Genomic DNA, 20,745 nt, shown 5'->3' on the forward strand with positions numbered 1-20,745 from the left:
GCGATCCGACACCCTGGCCGACCAGTCGGCCAGGCCGATGATTATCGCCCTCCTGCTGTCAGCGCAGGCCGATGTCCGCCCAGTCGTCTCGGAAAGGTATAACCGTGGGATCACATTCGAGCCGGATGATGCACATGCCCACGGAGCCGCCGACGCTGCTGCGACTGTTCATCCCGCAGTTCGACGCCACGTCGCTGGTGCCAGGGTTGGCCGTGCTGGCACTCATCGCCTACCTACTGGGAGTCCGGGCGCTCCGGCGACGGGGCAGTCGGTGGCCGTGGAACCGAACCGCCACCTTCGTAACCGGAATCCTGACCGTACTGCTCGTGACCGCGACTCAGGTCATGGGTTACGGGATGATGCTGTTCTCGATTCACATGCTCCAGAAGATGGTCTTGACCGTGCTCTCGGCGATGCTGCTCATGCTCGGGGCCCCGGTGAGCCTGGCCATTCGTGCTCTGCCGCGCCATGGTTGGGGTGCCGTGTGCAGGCGGCTCCTGTTGCGAGGGCTGCGCAGCAAGACGGCGCGAGTGCTCGCCCATCCCGTCGTCACGACCGTCATCTTCGTTGGCAGCCTCTACGGCATCTACTTCACGCCCATCTTCGACTTTCTCATGAGCAGCTGGTGGGGAAACGTCGCCATGCTCCTGTTCTTCTTGGGCACGGGCCTGCTGGCATTCGGTGGGGCCTTTGCCCTCGGTCCGTGGCCGCACCGGGCCTCGCCTGCAATACGGATCGTGGAGCTCGGGCTGCCTGGCCCGCTGCATGCCTTCTTCGCGGTGGCGCTCATGATGGCCAGCACTCCGGTCGTCCGAGCCTTCGCGCAACCGCCGCCGGGCTGGGGTATCGACGTCATGACCGATCAACTGGCGGCCGGGAACATCATCTGGGGTGCCGGCGAAGTGCCCAGCATCATCGCCTTCGCTGTCGTCTACCTGCAGTGGTCCCGTTCGGAGGAAACGCGAACGAAGGTGAGCGATCGCCGGCTCGACGCTGAGCTCAAGGCCTACAACGCCCGCCTACGCAGGTTGGCCCAGGACCCGCCGAACAGGTGATCCGCGCGGCTGGGTGCCATTGCGCGGCCGCCGGCGCCGACCGCCGCCGGCCGCCGGTCCTTGCCGACCAGCCGGATCGACCCGCCGGCTGCCGTGACGAAGGCTGCTGCCGGCCATGGGCCTCCTCGATGGCCACGAGGGTCCCCGGGCGGATTGCCGGCAGCCGGGGCGCAACGGTGACGGCGGTGGCCAGCGCACGGTTGAGCGAGGCCAGGGTGTCGGCGTCGGCGCCGACCTGCTCGCTCCTGACCGGGCCGCCGCCGAGGCGACCAGGCGGCCGACATCGCCGCCGCCCGGCCCGTGAAGCCGCGGCCGCTGCCCGTGGTGCTGTGGTCCGGCCGCTGTCTGTCTGGCCCGGATCGCGGTCGGCCGGCCCGGCTGGCTCTGCCACGTGGTCAGAAGGAGACGGGCAGTTCCTCGACGCCGTAGACGAAGGAGAGGCGGCGCCAGGCGAGCTGGTCCTCGGGGACGGCGAGGGCCAGATCCGGGAAGCGGCGGAACAGGGCTGGCAAGACGATGCGCAGTTCCATGCGGGCGAGCTCGGCGCCGACGCAGCGGTGGATCCCGTGGCCGAACGCGAGGTGCCCACCGCCGTCGGGAGACCGGGTCGGGTCGAACTGATCCGGGTCCGGGCCGGCCCAGAGCGGGTCGCGATCGGCGCCGCTGAGGGAGACGGCGACGACGTCGTCCTTGCGGACCGGGCAGCCGAACAGCTCCAGGTCCCGCTTGGCGAAGCGCGGGAAGGCCACCTGGACGACCGTCAGGTAGCGCAGCAGTTCCTCCACCGCGCGCTCGACGTCGGCGCGGCAACCGTCGCGGACGACGGCGGCGTGAGCGGGGTCGCGCAGCAGCACCGCGGTGCCCATGGAGATCGTGCTGGCGGTGGTCTCGTAGCCGCCGGTGACGATGCCGTCGACCAGGCCGGCGAGGTCGTTGTCGGAGATGGTCTCGCCCTCGGCCTGCAGGATGCGGCCGATCAGGCCGGGGCCGGGGTCGCGGCGCTGGCGGGCGACCACGTCGAGCAGCATCGTCTTCTGCTCGGACACCGCGCCGAGCGATGCGGCGGTGCCGCCGGTGGCGTCGAAGCGCTGGGTGCCCAGCCGGACGAAGGCGTCGTGGTCGGCGTCGTCGAGGCCGAGCAGCTCACAGATCACGTCCATGGGGACGCGGGAGGAGACGTGCGCGGCCAGGTCCGCCGGCGATCCAGCGGCGGCGAGCTCGTCGAGCCGGCGGGTCACGATCGTTTCGATCATCGGCTCCAGCGTGGCCAGCCGGGCCCGGGTGAATTCCGGGGCCACAAGCTTGCGCAGCCGGGTGTGGTGCGGCGGATCGGTGAAGCCGAGTCCACCGACGTCGGCGGCCGAGCCCTCGCTGGAGTCGCGGAACAGGTGCCGCATGTCGTTGCTGTAGGAGTCGCCGTCGGCGAGGACGGCGCGGGCCTGCTCGTAGCCGGTCACGAGGTGGACGGCGAAGCCGAAGGACAGGCCGAGCCGCTGCACTGGGCAGTGCCTGCGTAGCTCGGCGAGCGCGGGGACCGGGTCCGTGCCGTTGCGCAGCAGCGGCAGCCGCGCCGCCTGCGGGAGGAATGTGAGCTTGGAGAGGTCGAGGCCGTTGCTGCGGATCCGCCGCTCCACCAGGCGGCCCAGCCACGCCGTGGCCAGCGCCCGCAGGCTCCGCGGGCGCTGGCCACGACCGGGCACCTCGGGTGTCCGGGGGGCGCCCCGTGCCCCCCGGCGGCCAATCCGGCCCGGAGGGGGAAGCGACGGCCCGCGTGGTGAAAGTTCGGTCGTCGGCATTGGTTCCTCGTCGTCGTGGCTCAGCCGGATCCGCCGGTCGAGCGGGGGCGCAGCTGGGTCGAAGGTCGGCCGGCGACCGAAGCTGGCGACCGTCGAGGAGCTGATCAGGTCTGGCCGCTGCCACCGAACGGCTGCGAGGTCCGGTAGCCGCTCGAACCTACGTTGCCGCCAGCTTGCTCGCCGCGAGTGCGACCGAGCCCTGCGTGTCGTGGGACGACTCCGAGTCGTGGGACGACTGTGAACAGTCGCAGGTGGACGTCTCATGAGGCGGCTGATGCCATCACAGAACGGCTGCTCCCGGTCGCCCGCTGTGGCGGGCCCGGCCGACCACGGACACAAGGCCGGCCCGGTGAGCGTCGCGTCAGCCACACGGGAGCGCGACAAGGCTGATGCCCGATCGGCAGACCGGCACGCCGACCCGCAACCGGGCCGTGGTGGTGGAGGTCGTTAACGTCCGGGGGTGACCCGCGAGCAGGTGTTGAACGACGACGCCGCACTGAAGGTAGGTAGCGAGCATCCACTCGGCCGGGCGATGCCGAGCGTGGTTCCCGGCGTCCCAAGGGTGGACGACGTCGAGGCCGTCGTTGAAGCCGAGCTCGAGGGAGGAGTGGGCGGCCGCCCGGCGCGGCTGGCCCGTCCCGGGCGGATCGAAGCCGGAGTGCTCGTCGGCGACATCACCGCCACGGCTCTGGAAGTGGGCATCGATCAGGTAGACGCGGAGCTGCGCCCGGAGGACAAGACGCGACTGGTCGACGACCGGCGCACCGCCATGGTCAGAGACAACGTCAACGACGGCCCGGCCCTGGCCACCGCGGACCTGGGCATGGCGGTGGGCGCGATGGGCACCGACCTCCCCATCGGAACCGCCGACATCGCGCTCATGGGCGAGGATCTGTGGCACGTGCCGCAGGCGTTCAGTTGCGCCCGCCGGGCTCGTCGGACCTCCTTGCGGAACGTCTTCTTGCCGCTGGGCGTCGTGATCGGGCGGACGCCGCTGGCGCAGTTCTGCGCCTTCGGCCTGCTTGCCGTCGTGCTGCTGCAGGAGGTCGCCGGGATCGCGCTTTCGGGCAACGGCACGCGCGCCGACCGGACGAAGCTGCAGGCCGCCGGGCTCGCCTCGCCGACGCGGCTGTCCGTCGAGATGACCGGTGTGCTCCCATGAGCGAGGCACAGGGCTCCTGTCCCCGGCGTGGCCGGCCTCACCGCCGACGCCTGGGGCTGGCCGCGGCCGCAGGGGCAGTCGCGGCGGTGGACCTGACCTCCAAGGCGTGGGCGCAGAAGCAACTGACTGCGACCGGGGTGGAGCTCGGACTCGTGGACCTGCGCCTCGCCTACAACCCCGGTGTGGCGTTCTCCGTCGGCGCCGAGGCTCCAGGTTGGCTGGTGGTCGCCGTCACCGCCGCGATCACCGCGGCGGTGGCGGTGTTCGCCTGGCGCGCGGCACGCCGCGGTGGCCGAGCGGAGCTGGCCGCGCTGGCCTTCATCCTGGGCGGCGCGGTGGCCAACCTCGCCGACCGGGGCGCCGACGGCGTCGTCACCGACTACCTGCACACCGGCTGGTGGCCTACGTTCAACCTCGCCGACACCGCGATAGTCACCGGAGCACTGTCGTTCGCTGTGACGGCCTTGCGCGGTGACACGGCGCGGAAGCGGCCTGCCCGCTCGGACGCCGCTGAGACCTCGCCTCCAGCGGATCCGGCTTCCCCCTTCGGCCGAGAGAAGGTGTGATGCGCTGCTGACCCGCCGCGTCAGCGCGAACGTGTGATCGACCCGGTGCGCCTACGGGCCGTGGCGGTATCTGCGGAGGACCTCGGCCTGGCTCGTGCGGCGCACCTGACGGTCCTCGAGGACGTGGTCGATGTCGTCATGGCGGAGTCCGAGAACCTCCTCGTCGGGTCGGCTGTGTGCGCCGGAAGTCCAGATACGCGGTCGGGATCTTGGTGACGATACGGTCGGGCACGCCGAGGGAAGTCAGGTCCGTGCCGCGCAGGTAGCGGAACCAGACATCGTCGGGCGAGGGCAGCTGTGCGTGCGGCCGGTACGCGGCGACGCCTGTCAGAGCGTCGGCAACAAGTGGATCCGGATTCTGATCGAACCCCGGTGGCCGAGGGGGAAGCGCTGGTCGGCGATGGCCGGGTCTGGCGAATTGCTGGAGCAGCGTGTGCTTGTGCTCGGGGAGGTCGATGCCGTTGGGGACGCGGCAAGAGCGGCGTTGCCTTGTCGTCCTCCGCTGCGCGACACGGCCGGCCCAGACAGGGGCGGCCATCGCGCGGTCGATTCTCGTGTGACAGTCGAGCTGCCGGGTACTTGTGCGCACAGTGGCTGGCGATGAGCAGCCGAGTCTTCCTGAGCTTGTCGCGGGCGACGTCAGCCACGAAGCGGACGCCGACTCGAGTCAACGGCGGTCGGCCATAGCAGAGTCGTCCTCGATCATCCGCCGGGAGAACGGCTGTGTGCTGACTGGCCAGTTGCCGTCACGCCGTAGCGACGCGCCAACCATGCTGCCTGGGAAGGTGACCCGGTCGGCGACCATCTGGCCAGCGCCACGTCGTGCCGCCAGGCGTGCAGATCGTCAACGACGCTCCAAAGTTGACCCCTAGCGACGGGCGGGTTCCACGGCGCCAGGGGGTCAGTTTCCAGGCGTCGTCGACGCTGATCCGTCGCTCGGCCACCTCGTCGAAGTACAGCAGCCGGTGGTAGGTGGAAACCGCCGACGCCCAAGTGGTCGGGGCGGCATGAACCCTGCGGTCGTAGTGCGGCCCAGCAGTCGAGGGCCGGGCCGGATGGTGGGAACACCGGGAGCAGAACCGGTGAGGTCGTGGTCGCGAGGGGACAGAAACGCGGACCGCTGCCGGCCCTTCGAATTACATCAGTGAAGGACGCAACTGTGACTGGCGAGGAGTGTGAGGCGGTTCGCACGGCGTGTCCGGAACGACCCGCCGAACGCAGTGTCACGAGCGGGTCACGCGATGTTGGGATGGGAGGGCAGCCGAACTCCCCTTCGGCGGTGGACAGACGGAAGGGTAGATGCATGGACGCCCGCTTGGGTCGGGATGCCCCCACCGATCTCCTTGTTGCGGTCCATCCGCCCTCCCGTCACGACACGCGCCTCCGTCGCTTCGGCTCGGCGTGTGTGGCCCGCCGGCCGGCGCTCCTTCTGGCGGCCCTGCTCGCCGGGGGGATCGGCGCGGCGGGCTCCGGTCTGACCGGCACACCGGCGGCGTCGGCCGAGGCGACGTCTGTGCTCGGGGCGCAGCAGGCGCTCCTGACTGAGGACGACGGTCTCGAGGTTGCGCCGCAGGCGTCGATCGCGGTGGCGGAGGCCCAGGCGCGCCTGCAGGATGTGGCTGCCTCCCGCGCGGCCCGTGCCGAGGCGGAGGCCGCCGCGATCGAGGCGGCCCGGCCGAAGACCGTGTTCCCCATCGACGGGGCCAGGCTGACCAGCAGCTTCGGCCCCCGCTGGGGCACCAGTCACCAGGGCTTGGACCTTGCCGCCCCCATGCTCACTCCGGAGTTCGCTGCGGCCGACGGGGTCGTCCTCAGGGCTGGGCCAGCCAGTGGCTTCGGCCTGGCGGTCTACATCCTTCACGAAAACGGGGACGTCACCGTCTACGGCCACATGGAGAAGATCCTGGTCGAGGCGGGGCAGTACGTAGACGCCGGCGAAACCATCGCCCTAGTCGGCAGCCGAGGCCAGTCCACAGGCCCACACCTGCACTTCGAGGTGTACGAGGGCGGGCTCGAGGGCAGCCGCGTGGACCCCATGGCCTGGCTTCGGGAGCGAGGCGTCGACGTCGACGCAGCCGTCTGATCACCTTGCCCGCGGTATCCAAAGCGAATTCGCTCTCAGGATTTCTCCTCTCGTCGAACTGCGGCTCGGGAGAGGTTGTCCCGGGACAACCTCCGGATGTCACCACCGGGGGGTTGGCTGATCAACCACGGTTGCGTCGAGGGCTGCGCGCATGGCTGGCCGCGACCGGGCTGGGCAGCTCCGCTGTCTGAGGTAACGGGTCGCCGTCACCTGATGCGCGAGCTTGGCGGTCCCTGTGCACCGTGTCCCCGACTGACGTCTCCATCTCTCGCCCACCGGTCCCTGGGGTCATCATGACCGTCCAGAGCGCCGCGCCGTCGGCTGGTGCTAGCTCGGGTGGATCCGTCCGCTCCCTGGGCGGCCAGCCCGAGCTGTCGAGAGCACGCGCGCTTGGGCCCATGCCGATCGCCGCAATTCTGTCCGTACTCGGTGGCCTGTGCTTGTGGCTGGCATTTCCGCCCTACGATCTCCGCCTCTTGGCTGTTGCGGGTCCGCTCGCTCTCGCCCTTTCGACGTCTGGTCGCAGCGTCAGAGGCGGAGCGGCATGCGGTTTCCGATTCGGCCTGGCGTTCCTCGTTCCGGTTCTGAAGTTGACCGGCGATTGCAGGCAGGGGGCCCCGTCGACGCTGACCCGCGAGACCCCGGGCAGTACTGAGCCACGCGTGCGCGGCGCCGCGAGACACCTGTGAAGGGTGTCCCGCGGCACCGCAGTGGAGCGGGTGACGGGAATCGAACCCGCACAGTCAGCTTGGAAGGCTGAGGATCATCACCTGAGCTGGGCCTGGCTTTGACTGGTCGACCGGGTATCCCCTTCATCTGGAGGGTCATGCCGTGTGCCAGTTTGTGTGCCACCGCGGGCCGTCCACGGTCATCCGCAGTCGTCCGGCCTCGACCGCCTTACCTGGCTGACCTGAGCATCCGTACAGGAGTGGACCTCCGCGGACCTCGTCCCCGCGAACTCGTAATGGGGTATCGCTGGGTGGCGGGTCCGTGTCGGGACTGGGCTATTGCCGGTCGTCGTCTTTCACGTGCTTAGCAGCAGGAGCGGCCTTAAGGTCTCACCGTCTGCTTCTGGAGGTCCGATGCCGCCCAATGCCGGTCCAGCCGTTCTATGGAGTCGCGGGTAGCTTTCGGCGCGGGGAATGGTCTGCTTGTGCGTCGACCCATGCCCGCAGGTCGTCGCGGCGGTAGAGGACGCGCCGGCCGAGTCGGAAGCTCTTCGGGCCAGTGCCGAGGTGTCGCCAGTACCTGAGGGTGGCGACGGGGGCGCGGAGTACGGCCGCGGCCTCAATGATGGTGAGCAGCTCGGCTTCGTGGTCGGCGGTGGAGTCGGGCATGGCTGGCTCCCGGGGATCGTCGGTGGTGGGCGGTGCCTTTTGCTTCAGAAGGCGCCAATTCGGGCCCGGTGGTGACACCTCACGACCAACTTTCTTGAGCTGTCTCCGGTTGTTCTCCTGTAGTGGCCACCCGTGGGGCGTCACCTGCCGGCGACGGAGGCCCTGCATCTACCGGCGCCGGGGCGGCGCCGAGCCAGACGGTGCGCCTGCCCGAGTGATGTGGTTGGGTTTGGCCCCCTCCCGGTGAGCGGTCTCCCGGACCGCCTCGTTCGTCCTGGGGCGATGCGGGGTGACACCCCGCGCGCCGCTGTCCCTGGCCGACTTGCGCGGCGCCTGCGCTTCGGCAGCGCCCTCGCCGGTAGACCGACGGCAGTCGGGGGACGGTGACGTCCCGTGGGGTGGTGTAGCTCTGACCGGCCGCGGGGTGTTCTGCGGGTTGGACTATGACGCGATCAGTGCCGGCTGCGCCACCTCCTCAGCGGAGTTGGTGCGGGTGGCAAGCAGGGCCATGGAGCCTTCGGAGAGGTAGCGGCGGTCGGAGACCTGCCATTCGTCGTGGGCCTCGACCAGCACCGCGCCGGCGAGCCGGAGCAGGGCGGCCGGGTTGGGAAAGACGCCGACGACGTCGGTGCGCCGCTTGATCTCCTTGTTCGGCCGTTCCAGCGGATTGGTCGACCAGATCTTCTTCCAGTGCGCGACGGGAAAGCCGGTGAAGGCCAGCAGGTCGTCCTGCGCCTCCCGCAGCATCGCCTCGACCTGCGGAAACTGGCGGCCGAGCATGCCGGCGATGACGTCGAGCTGGGAGCGCACGTGCTCGGCGTCGGGCTGGGCGAAGATCGTGCGGATAGCGGCGGCGACCATCTCGCTGTTGCCCTTGGGGACGCGGGCGAGCACGTTGCGCATGAAGTGCACCCGGCAGCGCTGCCAGGCCGCGCCGATCAGCACCGCACTGATGGCGGCCTTCAGGCCGGTGTGCGCGTCGGAGATGACCAGCTGGGTGCCCGATAGTCCGCGGGCCTTCAGGGTGCGCAGGAACGCGGTCCAGAACGCGCCGTCCTCGCTATCGCCGACGGCGAAGCCGAGCACCTCCCGGTGCCCGTCGGCGGCCACGCCGGTGGCGATCACCACCGCCTGGGAGACCACCCGGCGGTTGACCCGGGCCTTGCAGTAGGTCGCATCCAGGAAGACGTAGGGGAACGCGGTCTCGGCCAACGAGCGGTCCCGGAAGGCGGCGACCTCGGCATCCAGGTCGGCGCAGATCCGGGAGACCTCGGACTTGGAGATGCCGGTGTCGGCGCCCAGCGCGCGGACCAGGTCGTCGACCTTGCGGGTGGAGACGCCGTGCAGATAAGCCTCCATGACCACCGCGAACAGGGCCTGGTCGATCCGCCGCCGGCGTTCCAGCAGTGACGGGAAGAACGAGCCGGCGCGCAGCTTCGGGATCCGCAACTCCAGATCCCCTGCCGTGGTCGTGAGCGTGCGCGGTCGCGAGCCGTTGCGGTGGGCGGTGCGGGACTCGGTGCGCTGGTGCGGGCCGGCGCCGATCACCGCGGTCAGCTCGGCCTCGATCAACGCCTGGTACAGCGTCTCGGTCGCGGCGCGGATGCGGTCGTCGACGTCGGCAAGCTTCAGTGCCTCGAGGAGCTCGAGCAGGGCAGACTGGTCCAGGGCCATCGCGTGGCCTTTCTCTGAGTGAACCTTGGCGGGAACACGCAGAACATCCACGCGGTGGCCCCTCACGCGCCAGCACTTCACCGACGAGCTCAGGACCTCCGACCAGCTACACCACTTCCTGGGACGTCACCTCGGGGGACCCGTGCAGCCCGGACTGGAGGACCACCGCGGGTCTGCGGCCGACCTGAGGGTTCTCCTGTTGTCCTCCTGTCGGCCGGTGCAGGCGACTATCGGGGCGCTGAGGCGCTACCGGTGCCTGTGGACAACGGCTGCTGTCCACAACATCGGGACGGACACCTTCGGGCGGGCGGTGACGCTGCCCACGCTCGACTCATGTCGCTGCACACCGCACACGAGCCAGGTGGCGGTACGCGTGACAGGTCCGCCAGGGCCTTCTGCGACGTGTCGGGGTACCAGGCATCACTGGTCGTCGGGGTCGCTGGCATCGTCGTCCCGCCGCGGCCGTTGGGGCGGGCCCAGGAGCACCCTTCGGGCCACGCTGCGCGTGGCGCCGGCTGCGCCGTCGTCACGGTCCGCCTGCGGCGGGCTGTCCTTGCTGGTCCCCCGACCCGTCCGGCAGCTCAACGTAGGGGCCTCCCGCGCCGTCTCCTCCGACCGGACCAAGATCCTTCCGCCCTTCGGGCGCTTCGCTGTGGAAGCAATCTTGGTCCGGTCGTCCCCCGCGCGTTCCCGGCCCCTGAGCAGAGCTCCTTGCCGGACGGGCCGGGGGAATGGGTGGCAGGACACCGGTTTCGCAGTTCCCTCCCGTACCGGCGACGGCTCCCGTTTCGGGAGGGTCCAGATGACCAGCGCCACCACCACAGCCAGGGGCAGCAGTCGGACCGGCGGGAGAAGCCGGGGACCGCAGCTGAGCCCCGCGCCGCGAGAGGCAGCCGATGCCGCCAGGGCGGCGAGGATCGCCGCCTTGCAGAGCAGATCGGCGAGCGCGCCGAGCAGCCGCCTGCGGCTACACCCTCGCAGACATCGAACAACAGATCGTCGACGCCGCAGGCCAACCCACCGCTGATCCCGCATCCGAAGTCACCTGACCGGCGTCCGCCCGCGCCCGCACTCCGCGGGGGCGACCAGGCGGCGGCTGGTTCGGGGTGGCCGGCCGGCGGCGGGGATCTGTGCGTGGCCCCGCCGTGGGGCGTCGAGGCCAGCTGTCAGCAAGGTGCCGGCGGCCCTGCCGGCCCGACGCGCTCACCAGACCACGACCGCCGCCCTGACACTCGCCGGCAGCCGGCGCCTGTCAGTCAGACCCCATCGGCACACTCACCCCCGACCCCCGCGGGCCGGGGGAGAAAGGAAACCCAGTGATTCTCGAACCCAGAGCCGCCGACCTCGACCCGGTCGACGTGGAGAACGCGCTGCTGCGCGCCGCCCTGGGCGACTACTCCGACGAGGCCGCGATCCTCTTGCTGCTCACCTCCGGCCACTGGCTACCCCAGCTGCAGCGGGCCGGGCTGATCACCCTCGACGGCAACGTCGACGGCGCGGGACTGTGGGCCCACATCAACTGGCCCGATCTCGACGGGGCCCTGCGCATTGGCACGATCACCGGCAGCACCAGCCAACGGCAGGTCTTGCGGGCAGCCGCCAGCATCGCCGACGGCCACCCGGTTGACCTCGGCGACCTCGCCGCCGGACTGGACCGCCACGCCCTCACCCTCGTCCTCGCCGCGATCGCCCACGCCGCCGGCAGCCACGAACCCCGCAGCATCACCCCCGCCTCCGACGGCGTCCCACACCCCGGTGAACGGCTCCCGCCAGTGATCTCCTGGCCCCAAACCAACCTCTGAACCGTCGGGGACGGGCGAGGGACGCGCCGGCCGGGCGCCATCGAGCGCCACAGACAAGTGGACCGCCTCGGAGGCCCCCACGGCGCTCCCGGGTCGGGAACCGGTCGCAGTGGGTGCCGCCCACCAGCCCCTTACTGAACCCGAGTCCTCGCTGCTCGCATCGGCGAACCCATGTCACGGCATGTGAGCCCGATAGAGTGCGCCGATCTTCCTCAGCGCAAGGGATTGCGGGTCACCGCGTGTGAGGTGGACTCGTCACTCAGCGAGTCCGAGAAACACCAGCAGTGCGCGGTTGAGCCGAACGACATCCGGATCGGCAAGCCGGCCAAGATGACTGCGCACATTAGCCCGCGACATCGTCACAACCTTGTCGACCATGATGTGACTTGGCTGCTCGATCCCGGTGGCGGCAGTCGGCTCCACAGGAATCCGGACCAATGGCGCCTCCACCAGATGGGTGGTCAGCGGACAGACCGTAACGGAGGCGATGGCCTCGAATCGGTCGTCCTGGACGATGACAACGGGCCTCGGCTTGCCGGTGCAGGGGCCACGTGCGGCTGCGATGCAGATGTCGCCTCGCCTCATTCGGCGGGCTCCGCCTCGTCGTCCCAATCGACGGAGATGGCGTCGACGAACGCCTGGTCGTCAACCTCGCGCTCGCTGCCCGCGATGACAGCCGACTGACGGTGAGATTCCGCGACGAACTCCGGAGCCCGCACGTCGGGCACCCAGATCTGCACCGGCCTCAGGCCCTGTTCGCGCAGCCGCTGTCGATGCTCGCGCACACGGTCTCGGGTGCTCGCCATGGGACGACGTTACATGTAACGCCCCCCTGGCCGGCAAGAGAATTGTGTCCCGTTGGCGGATCCCCTTGCGGGCCGTCTGGGGTCCCTTCTCACCCGTCGCCAACAGCAGTCAGCGCCGGTCGCACGGACACCAGCGGGGCGACCCACTCCCACAGCCCGTCAGGAACAAGCTCCTCGATCACCCACCACAGGCTCGACAGGACCCTGCGGCCCTCATCGAAGGCACCGAAGTCATAGTGAGACGATCCCTAAGGCGGACATCCGCGGGCTTGTCCGACTGGAGGATTCAGTCTCGCCGAAGCGGTTTACCGCTGGCTCAATCTCCGGCCGCGACGCGGTGTTGCCAGTAGCTGGCGGCGTCCTGACCTAGACGCATCGCTTCGAACTCGGCGGTGCGTTCGGCTAGAGCGGTCGCTGGACTCGACGCAGACACGTACGACTCAAGACCCAGTCGGAGTGCAGTGCTACCCAGGAACTCCGCGTACTCGCGAACTGACTCGATGACCGCAAAACTCGCAGGGTTCCCGTGCACCAGGGCGTTCCGCACGCGGCGGCGTCGGGCCTCAAGGACCTGTTCTTCCTTCGTGTACCCGTTGATGAGCGCGGCGTAGGAGGCGTGGTCTGTCACGCTCTGAAACATCCGCGCGATCCACGCTCGCTCTGGCTCGATCCGACAGAGGGCGAGCAGGTCTTCAGCTCGATCGGCGACGAAGAGGATCCAGGGACGCTTGAGGTTGAACCACTCGCCGCTGAGCGCTCCGAGAAGTTCTTCGCGCCGTCCGCCGCCGAGTAGGCACATGTGAACGGCGCGCCGGACGTCGGTGAGCCACCTTGCATGCGGCCATCGCTTGCCGAGTTGCTTGAACAGGGCGTTCGGATCCATCGCGGCATGCGCGGCGATGTGCTGTACCACCCGGTCCGCGAGGGGGATCACACTACTGATGTCCGCCTCGGAGGGCTTTCGTAGCGCCATGTCGCGGCTGAAGGGGTGGTCCGCGGTCGCCTGCACCTCGAGCGCCGCGGCTAGGAATCGTGGTAGCTTCTCGCGAGCGAGTGCCTCGGCGATCCTCGGCCCATGCTCCTCGAGTGCTTCCGCGGTGATGCCAGCGCCGTAGTGGTCGTCGGGGAAGCCCACTTCTCGCGGAGACACCAAGAAACTGGTCGACCCAAGCTTCCCACTGCGCAGAACGCCGTACTGGGCCAGGTGCGGGCGGATCCCTCCCGCGTTGTGGATTGACACGTTTAGAATGGTGTCGACGATGGCGATGGCCCGTAGGACTGCTCCGGCCGCAGTGGTCTCTCCGAGATCAACGCGCACGAGGAAGTCGACGTCCGATTCCTCGTCGACATGAGTCGCCACGTCGAACAGGTGGCCACTTCTCACGAATTCCCAGAGCTCAGCCTTGTGCTCGAATCCTTGACCATCGGGCCGAGCATTGGGAACCGCCCAGTGCGCATCGAGGAATGCGACCCGGCCAGCGCTCAGTCGAGGAAGCACACGGCCTTGATACCCCAGCCACACCACAATCGGCTCGATTTGTGCTGGCGTCGACGCAATTGTGCCGGCCTTAGTGACACGTTCGTCGAGCGGAACGTCCTTCTGGCCGACCGGGAAGTCCCCCGGATCGCGACCGAACGCGACGGCGGAGACAATGTCACGGAAGGTCGACTCTGCATCAAGCCCACGCTTGCGGATCTGCTCGAAGAGGAGTTCCGCGATAGGGCGGTACTCTCTGCCTTGCAGCGCGCGGTTCTTCGCCGTCATTACCAGGTCGTCCCAACTTGCGCCGACGGCTGCATCCGAGCTGAGGACCGCTAGGAGAGCCTCGGCAGTCGCGACGACGTCAGCCCATGCGGCATCGGTGCGCATCCCGGGTGATTGGCTGAGTACGGAGGCTGCACTGCCCGTGAGTCGGGAGAACGCTGTCTGAAACTTTTCGAGCGGTCCCCCGATCTCGGCGCGTATGGCGCCCCCGAGTGCCTCAATCGACTCCGAGAGATCCTTCTGCAGAGAGTCGCGGTTTGCTGGCTTCCGCCAGGCATCCGGTCCGCTTGCGAGTTCAACCCAGCCGAGGATCTCCTCGACCACGACGGTGAGCGGCAGGACGGTGCTCACACCGTGCCGCCGGTCCAGCGACGACACGAGCGACTTCACCCACGCGGGCTCGTCCTCCGACCAGTGATCGCTGACGTTGTAATCGATCATCATGAGCGCTTCGTCCTGCACCAAGGCTGCATATGCGAGTGGGGCGTGCGGTTGGTCATATCCCTCTCAGCGGCGGAGCCGGAACGTATCGAGAACGAGCTGTAGATGTAGTGAATGTCAGTACGGCAGCGACAAGCGCTCCTACTTCCCGCATCGACTCTCCACGCCAGGCAGTCAAGCCACGCCAGGCAGTCAAGCCGACCCCGACGTACCACCAGAGCTAGCAACCATCACGCAGCAATCGTAGTCGTTTGTAGTCGCTCTAGGTACACTAGGCTAGTGGACCGCTTCGATGTCGACGCACTCGACGAGGAGTGGCCGTTCGAGATCGACCGCCAAGCCGCGCACCTGTTCAAGCATCCCGGGCTCGGCCTGGACGACATCGCCGAAGTCTGGGCCAGTGACCCGCTCTTCTACCCCGCCAAGCCGCCAGCGCACTGGCTGATGGTCGCGGAGGTCGCCGGACTCGTGCTCACCGTGCCCTTGGCCCCTTCGCGCGCCGGTGACCGGCGCCGTTGCCGTCCCATCGGCTGCTACCCCGCCGCCGACCATCTCGCCCACCGTTACCGGGAGGACCGATGAGTACACCAGAGCACGACAGCACCCAGGGGATAACTCCCGAGCAGGAGCACGCCTTCTACGCCGACGCCGACAACCAGGTGCCTCAGGGACCCCCCGTGCGCCGTCGAGCCAGGCCAGGCTACTTAAGCGCTCCAGTGCCGGTCCGATTCCCGGAGGAGTTGCTGCGCCAGGTTCGCGAGCGAGCTGCCGCCGACGACCGCTCGCTGTCGCAGTGGATCAGGCGAGCCGTCGAGCACGAACTTGCCCGCACCACCTGACGAGGACCGCAAGCCGATCCCTACTCGGTGAGCCTGGTCAGCCACTCCGACAGCGCAGCGGTGAGCAGAAGGTGGGCCTTGCTCTCGGGCTTGCTCAGATTCAGCATCGTCGGTTGGTTGGCCTCGTGGAGCACGGTGTTGGCCAGGCCCTTGGCCGCAGTCCAGAGCTGGTCGAGGAACCGTCTCCGGGGGTCCTCCGCGCCCCACCCTTGCGCCTCGGCCACGACCGCGGCAACTGGGCGATCTCGCGTGGCTCCCAGGCGCTTCTCCCAGGCGTGTAGTAGGTCACGGCTGGCGGCGACGCTCTCTCGGTAGCCGCGGTGGTCAAAATGCCGCAGCTGCCGGCCGAACGCCGCGCGGGCGCGCTCGTCGTCCAACTCGGTTGGCAGATGGACCTCGACGACCCGTATCGCGTCGTGGCCCAGCGCCGGGAGCACCTGAGTGACCCAGGTGCTCTGCTCCACCAAGAACGACAGGTCGCCGACCGACGGGCTCCAAAACAGCATGACGTCGGCCAACATCCCGTACCGCAAGTCGAACGGGACTCGCGTATCGACCGGCTGCGCGATGTCGTTGCGTGCCCGAACCCACGCCAGCACCACACGGAGGCTCAACGTCAACTGCAGGCGCCCATCGCCCCGGTGCCGATGGCTCTCCAGCCTCTCCAACAGCGGACGGGGCAGCGGAAACCGGAGCTCCACCCGGTTCTGCGGGGTGCCCCATTCGGCGCTGGCGACGTGCATGCCTGGCCGCAGGTCTCGGGCGTCGGTGCCGACGCGACCCAGTCCGGCCTGGCTTCCCTCGGCCAGGTCGGCCTCGAGCGACAGCACCGCTAGCTGTTGTTCCTTCGGGCGGGCGTTGAGCCGCACCACAACCGGCATGACCAGCACCGGCTGCGCCGCCCCTCCCTCGCCGCGGACCTCAGCAGGATTGATCGACACCTCCCCGACAGCAGTGTTGGCGGCAGTGATGACAGCGGTCGGCAGCACGTCCCACATGCTGAACCCTCGCCCTTGCCTACGCGGTACAGGGGCACCACATGAACCCCCCGCAGGAAGACCGCAGAACAGCGCAGGGGCCCCGTGTCCGCCGTCCCGTAAGACCCGCCCGGTGACCCTTCCCGCACGGGGAGGGCAACCGGGACACCCTGCCAGCCCCTCGCGGCCACATCATCCGGCTGTCGCTCAACGTCCACGCGCCGTGTCGCAGGGGCTGCGTGATGCGAGCCGGTGCATCGCGGAGCTGATCTTCGTCAGCACCTGCAGCCCCCGGCAAGAGGGCGACCTGCTCGATCGACAATCGCCGTAAACGACCAACGAAACGACGCCAGCGACGACTCGCCGCCTGCTGATCCAGTCTTTCCAACGCAATCTTCGGTCTTCACCCGAGAACGGCACGCATGCTACCTTCGGAGGTAGATCGGGCCCCGCTTCGCGGGGCCCGTCGCCGTTTCTAGGAGTGATTCGTTGGTCATTATGGGGTGGCGTTGACAATGCACGGCGGGATGAAGATCTACGCCGGCGCGCCGGCGGCTGCCCGCCACTACCTGGAGGCGGACCGGGGCCGGGCCGATGACTACTACCTCACCGAGGGCGCCGGCGTCGCCCGCCGGTTCCGCGTCACCGAAGGGCGGGTGAGCGAGCTGGCGCCGCTGACCGGCGACGCCTACGAGACCTGGGTGGCCGGCCGTGATCCGGGCACCGGCCAGCCGTGGGGGCAACTGCGCGCCGACAGGCGTGCGGTGCGGTTTGTCGAGGTGGTGGTCAACGGCCCGAAGACGTGGTCGCTGGCCGCGGCGCTGCACCCGGACATCGCGGCGGCGTACGACGCCGCCCAGGCGTGGGCGGCCGAGCAGATCGTCGGCTGGCTCGGGCAACACGCCACCAGCCGCGTCGGTCCGCGCGGCGGGCAAGTGCAAATGCCGGTCGAGGTGGCCGAGGCGGTGACGGTGGCGCACCACACGTCGCGGGCCGGCGATCCGCACCGCCATCTGCACCTGCAGATCAACGCCCGGGTGTTCGCGGCCGGGAGATGGCGCGGTCTCCACACCGTCGGTGTCCGCGATTTCCTCGCCGCGATCAACGGTATCGGGCACGCCGCGGTCGCCTGTGACCCGCAATTCCGCGCCGCGCTCGCCGCCCACGGATACGCGCTGGATGTCGGTGGGGAGATCCGGCAGCTGGCGGATTTCGTGGGCGCCTTCAGCGCGCGGGCCGCGCAGATCGCCCGGAACATCGAAACCTACGAACGGGAATGGACTGCGGCACATCCCGGTGAATCCCCTGGCCCGGTCTTGCGCCGCTCCTGGGACGCGCGGGCGTGGGCGGCTGGCCGCCCGGACAAGGTGCAGCCCCAGCCGGGGGAGGACCTCACCGCCCGGTGGCTGGCCGAGCTGGCCGCCCTGGGGTATCGCGACCGCGACCGGCCGGTGGAGCTGGCACCCACGCCGGTCGGTGCACTGGACCGCGATGGGGCCGTCGAGCGGGTGCTGGCCCGGCTGGGCGCGGCCCGCTCGGCGTGGAACGCCGCCGACGTGCGCGGGGAGGTCGAGCAGCTGCTCGCCGCCGCCGGCATCGTCACCGATCCGGCGGTGCGCAGCGAGCTTGCCGAAGACCTCACCGCCCGCACCCTGTCCCGCTGCCGGCCGCTGCTGGACCGCGACAGTCCTGCCGCCGGGGTGCCCGAGCACATCCGCGCCTGGACCTCGGCACCGGTGCTCGCCGTCGAGGCCGACCTCACCGCCCGGCTGGCCTTCCGCGCCAGCGAGCGCCCGGTCGGCGTCCCGGGCGCCAACCTGACAGCGCGCGTCGACGTCGCAGCCGGTGCTCCGGGGCTGGATCCGCGGCAGGCCGCGGCGGTCGCCGCGCTCGCCGGCCCGCGGCGCCTGGTGGTGATCGAGGGCGCGGCCGGCGCCGGCAAGACCACCACCCTGGCCGCCACCAGGACGCTGCTGGCCGGGCAGGGGCGCCGGCTGGTGGTCGTCACCCCCACGCTGAAGGCGGCCCGGGTCGCCGCCGCGGAGGTCGGCGCGACTGCCGCGTCGTCGGCGGCGCGGCTGGCCTTCGCGTACGGCTGGCGCTGGACCGCCGACGGTGCCTGGACCCGGTTGTCGCCCGGCCAGGCTGACCCGGTCACCGGAGCGCTCTACACCGGCCCCCGGGACGCCGCGCGGCTGGCCGCGGGCGACCTCCTCGTCGTCGACGAGGCCGGGATGCTCGATCAAGACACCGCCCGTGCCCTGCTGACGGTCGCTGACGAGTGCCGGGTGCACCTGGCCCTGCTCGGGGACCGGCATCAGCTCGCGGCGGTCGGCCGCGGGGGCGTCCTCGATTTGGCGGCGGCCCAGGTCGATACGGCCGGGCACCTGACCCTGGTCGGGGTGCACCGCTTCACCCGCATCGAGGCCACCGGCCGCACCACACCGGACACTGACTACGCCGAGCTGACCCTGGCGATGCGCGCCGGGGAGAACCCCGGGGCGGTGTTCGACGCGCTACTGGCCCGCGGGCAGCTCCGGCTGCACCCCGACCCGCAGGCGCTGCGGGAGGCGCTCGCTGCCGCCGCGGCCATCTCCTACACCGCGGGCCAGCGCGTGGCCGTGGTGGTCGCCACCCGCGAGCAGGCCGCCGCCCTCAGCGCCGCCATCCGGGACCGGCTCGTCGCCGACGGCCGGGTCGACGACCGGCGGGTGGTGGTCACCGGGGCGGGAGAGCGGATCGGCGTCGGCGACCTGATCGCCACCCGCCGCAACGACCGCGACCTCGGCGTGGCCAACCGGGACACCTGGGTCGTCACCGCGGTCGGCCGCAACGGCGGGCTGCTCGCCACCCCCGACGACGCGCCGCATGTCACCCCAGCCGGCGGCGGGCAGGCCGCCGTCACCCCGGCTGTCACCCCCGCCGTTCCCCCGGCCGGGGAAGGGGCGCGGGTCCTGCCCGCCGACTACGTCACCGCGCATGTGGAACTGGCCTACGCCACCACCGCGCACGGCACCCAGGGCGACACGGTGACCGCCGCGCACCTGGTGGTCGGCGAGGACACCGGCGCGGCCGCGGCCTACGTCGGGATGACCCGCGGCCGCACCGCCAACACCGCACACCTGGTGGCGGCCGACCCCGCCGAGGCGCGGGAGCAGTGGCTGGCGGTCTTCGCCCGCGACCGCACCGACCTCGGCCCCGCCCACGCCGCCCGGCTGGCCGCCGCCGAAGCCGCCCGCTACGCCACGTCGCGCCCGCCGGAGCAGGTGCTGGCCGATCTGCACTCTGCGTGGTCCGCCGAGCAGCGTTGCCTGGACCGGCTGGCCCGCGACCTGCCGCGCCGGGACGCGCTGCGCGAGATAGTCGCGCTCGAGTCCGCCCACACCGGCCAGCTCACCGCGCTGGAAGACCGGACCCGGCAAACGGCCATCGACGCCCGTGACGCCGCGGCTCGCGCCGACGCCAGCGGCGCGGCCGTCACCGCCGAGACCGACCGGATCCGCGAGACGCTGCTCGCCAGCTGGGACACCGGCCGGAACGCCGCCCGCGACGCCGCGCAGCTCGTGCTTGATGGTCCCGGCTGGCTTTGGCCTCGGCGGGCGGCGATGACCCGGGCCGGCGAGCAGTTGGTCGACTGGGCGGATGCTTGGCGGCCCTACCTGCCGACCATGCCCACAGACCCGCAGCAGATTGCGCGCCTGGCTGACCGGGCCGACGACCGACCGCGGCTGTGGACTGCCTTCAACTCCTACGCCCGTCACCACGCAGAGCACGCCTACCCGGAGCACGCCCAGTGGCACGCGGCTGCAGCCACCGCCCAGGAGGCCCACCGGCACGCCGAGGCCGCGGTTGTCGACGCCCGCCGTCAGCATGAGGGCCGGCTCGCTCGCTTCGGATCCCTCGCCTGGACCCTCGACCCGGCGGAGCGACTGTCGGACACTGACCGGCACATCGCCGCCACCCGCACTGAACTGGCCGCCATCCGCGCCCGCATCACCTGCCTGACGGCCGAGCCGGCTCTGCTCACCCAGCCATCCGGCTGGCTCGGGGCCGCACGCGACGCCTGGCGGGCGCAGCGCACCGCCGACGCCCGGGAGCGTCCGAGAACACCGCAGCCGACCGCCCTCGGCGCCCAGCTTCCCCAGCCGGAGCAGTCCTACTTCCAGTTGTCCGCCGGCCGGTGCAACGCCGGGCCGTCGCTCGGGCGATGACGCGGAATCCGCCGTCGGCCCGAACGGCTCCGGGCGAGGACTACAGGAAATGCAGCGAGACAACGTGAAGTCCACGGGAAAACTACTGCGGGCGTTCAGCACGCCGACCCGGCTGGAGAGGAGACCCATGACCGAGCGCACTCCGCCGCTACCGAGCGCTCCGCCGTCGGTCACCACGAGTACATCGATCGGTGCAGACGTCGCCCTCGACGCCGACGACGTCCGACTCAC

15 protein-coding genes are annotated in these 20,745 nt (G+C 70.2%); 8 read left to right on the forward strand and 7 right to left on the reverse strand.

The window, feature by feature from the left end; translation table 11 throughout:
* Positions 1–134: 134 nt before the first annotated feature.
* Positions 135–1,055 (forward strand): cytochrome c oxidase assembly protein, encoded by a 921-nt coding sequence (locus tag WA616_RS17840; protein WP_336031966.1) that lies wholly within the window; start codon positions 135–137, stop codon positions 1,053–1,055.
* Between the two features lie 395 nt (positions 1,056–1,450).
* On the opposite strand, the gene WA616_RS17845 is transcribed toward WA616_RS17840, so the two are convergent.
* A complete protein-coding gene (locus tag WA616_RS17845; RefSeq protein ID WP_336031967.1) occupies positions 1,451–2,755 on the reverse strand; it encodes a cytochrome P450 in 1,305 nt (434 codons plus the stop codon).
* A 556-nt stretch (positions 2,756–3,311) separates the two neighbouring features.
* On the opposite strand from WA616_RS17845, the gene WA616_RS17850 reads away from it, so the two are divergent.
* The 3 genes from WA616_RS17850 to WA616_RS17860 all read left to right on the forward strand — a co-directional run bounded on the left by WA616_RS17850 (position 3,312) and on the right by WA616_RS17860 (position 6,662).
* The gene (locus tag WA616_RS17850; RefSeq protein WP_336031968.1) at positions 3,312–4,013 is read left to right on the forward strand and encodes a hypothetical protein; all 702 of its coding nucleotides are present in this window, start codon (positions 3,312–3,314) and stop codon (positions 4,011–4,013) included.
* Entirely contained in the window at positions 4,010–4,579 is a 570-nt protein-coding gene (locus tag WA616_RS17855) for a signal peptidase II (protein ID WP_336031969.1), read from the forward strand. Before WA616_RS17850 ends, WA616_RS17855 begins: the two co-directional genes overlap by 4 nt.
* A gap of 1,303 nt (positions 4,580–5,882) precedes the next feature.
* Positions 5,883–6,662, forward strand: a complete 780-nt coding sequence (locus tag WA616_RS17860) for a M23 family metallopeptidase (protein ID WP_336031971.1) — start codon at positions 5,883–5,885, stop codon at positions 6,660–6,662.
* A gap of 1,109 nt (positions 6,663–7,771) precedes the next feature.
* Here WA616_RS17860 and WA616_RS17865 read toward each other — a convergent pair.
* Positions 7,772–7,999 carry a helix-turn-helix transcriptional regulator gene (locus WA616_RS17865; protein ID WP_336031973.1) on the reverse strand — a complete coding sequence of 76 codons (228 nt, stop codon included), beginning with the start codon at positions 7,997–7,999 and terminating at the stop codon, positions 7,772–7,774.
* 441 nt (positions 8,000–8,440) lie between these two features.
* A complete protein-coding gene (locus WA616_RS17870) occupies positions 8,441–9,673 on the reverse strand; it encodes an IS256 family transposase (protein ID WP_336032325.1) in 1,233 nt (410 codons plus the stop codon).
* Positions 9,674–10,989: 1,316 nt separating this feature from the next.
* Here WA616_RS17870 and WA616_RS17875 point away from each other — a divergent pair.
* The gene (locus WA616_RS17875; RefSeq protein ID WP_336031974.1) at positions 10,990–11,475 is read left to right on the forward strand and encodes a hypothetical protein; all 486 of its coding nucleotides are present in this window, start codon (positions 10,990–10,992) and stop codon (positions 11,473–11,475) included.
* Between the two features lie 255 nt (positions 11,476–11,730).
* Here WA616_RS17875 and WA616_RS17880 read toward each other — a convergent pair whose 3' ends face one another.
* The 3 genes from WA616_RS17880 to WA616_RS17890 all read right to left on the reverse strand — a co-directional run bounded on the left by WA616_RS17880 (position 11,731) and on the right by WA616_RS17890 (position 14,508).
* On the reverse strand, positions 11,731–12,060 hold the full coding sequence (locus WA616_RS17880) for a type II toxin-antitoxin system PemK/MazF family toxin (RefSeq protein WP_336031975.1): 330 nt from the start codon (positions 12,058–12,060) through the stop codon (positions 11,731–11,733).
* Positions 12,057–12,281 carry an antitoxin MazE family protein gene (locus tag WA616_RS17885; RefSeq protein WP_336031976.1) on the reverse strand — a complete coding sequence of 75 codons (225 nt, stop codon included), beginning with the start codon at positions 12,279–12,281 and terminating at the stop codon, positions 12,057–12,059. Before WA616_RS17885 ends, WA616_RS17880 begins: the two co-directional genes overlap by 4 nt.
* A gap of 316 nt (positions 12,282–12,597) precedes the next feature.
* Positions 12,598–14,508 carry a hypothetical protein gene (locus WA616_RS17890; RefSeq protein ID WP_336031977.1) on the reverse strand — a complete coding sequence of 637 codons (1,911 nt, stop codon included), beginning with the start codon at positions 14,506–14,508 and terminating at the stop codon, positions 12,598–12,600.
* Between the two features lie 258 nt (positions 14,509–14,766).
* Here WA616_RS17890 and WA616_RS17895 point away from each other — a divergent pair, with 258 nt between their 5' ends.
* The gene (locus WA616_RS17895; protein WP_336031978.1) at positions 14,767–15,069 is read left to right on the forward strand and encodes a hypothetical protein; all 303 of its coding nucleotides are present in this window, start codon (positions 14,767–14,769) and stop codon (positions 15,067–15,069) included.
* Positions 15,066–15,326 carry a YlcI/YnfO family protein gene (locus WA616_RS24550; protein ID WP_442902011.1) on the forward strand — a complete coding sequence of 87 codons (261 nt, stop codon included), beginning with the start codon at positions 15,066–15,068 and terminating at the stop codon, positions 15,324–15,326. Before WA616_RS17895 ends, WA616_RS24550 begins: the two co-directional genes overlap by 4 nt.
* A 20-nt stretch (positions 15,327–15,346) precedes the next feature.
* Here the strand turns inward: WA616_RS24550 and WA616_RS17900 are convergent, their stop codons facing one another.
* Positions 15,347–16,324 carry a hypothetical protein gene (locus WA616_RS17900; protein ID WP_336031979.1) on the reverse strand — a complete coding sequence of 326 codons (978 nt, stop codon included), beginning with the start codon at positions 16,322–16,324 and terminating at the stop codon, positions 15,347–15,349.
* A gap of 506 nt (positions 16,325–16,830) precedes the next feature.
* Here WA616_RS17900 and mobF point away from each other — a divergent pair.
* Positions 16,831–20,514 carry a MobF family relaxase gene (gene mobF, locus WA616_RS17905; RefSeq protein WP_336031980.1) on the forward strand — a complete coding sequence of 1,228 codons (3,684 nt, stop codon included), beginning with the start codon at positions 16,831–16,833 and terminating at the stop codon, positions 20,512–20,514.
* The last annotated feature ends 231 nt before the right edge of the window (positions 20,515–20,745 follow it).

It is taken from the genome of Geodermatophilus sp. FMUSA9-8 (assembly GCF_037034165.1).
Lineage (GTDB): Bacteria > Actinomycetota > Actinomycetes > Mycobacteriales > Geodermatophilaceae > Geodermatophilus > Geodermatophilus nigrescens.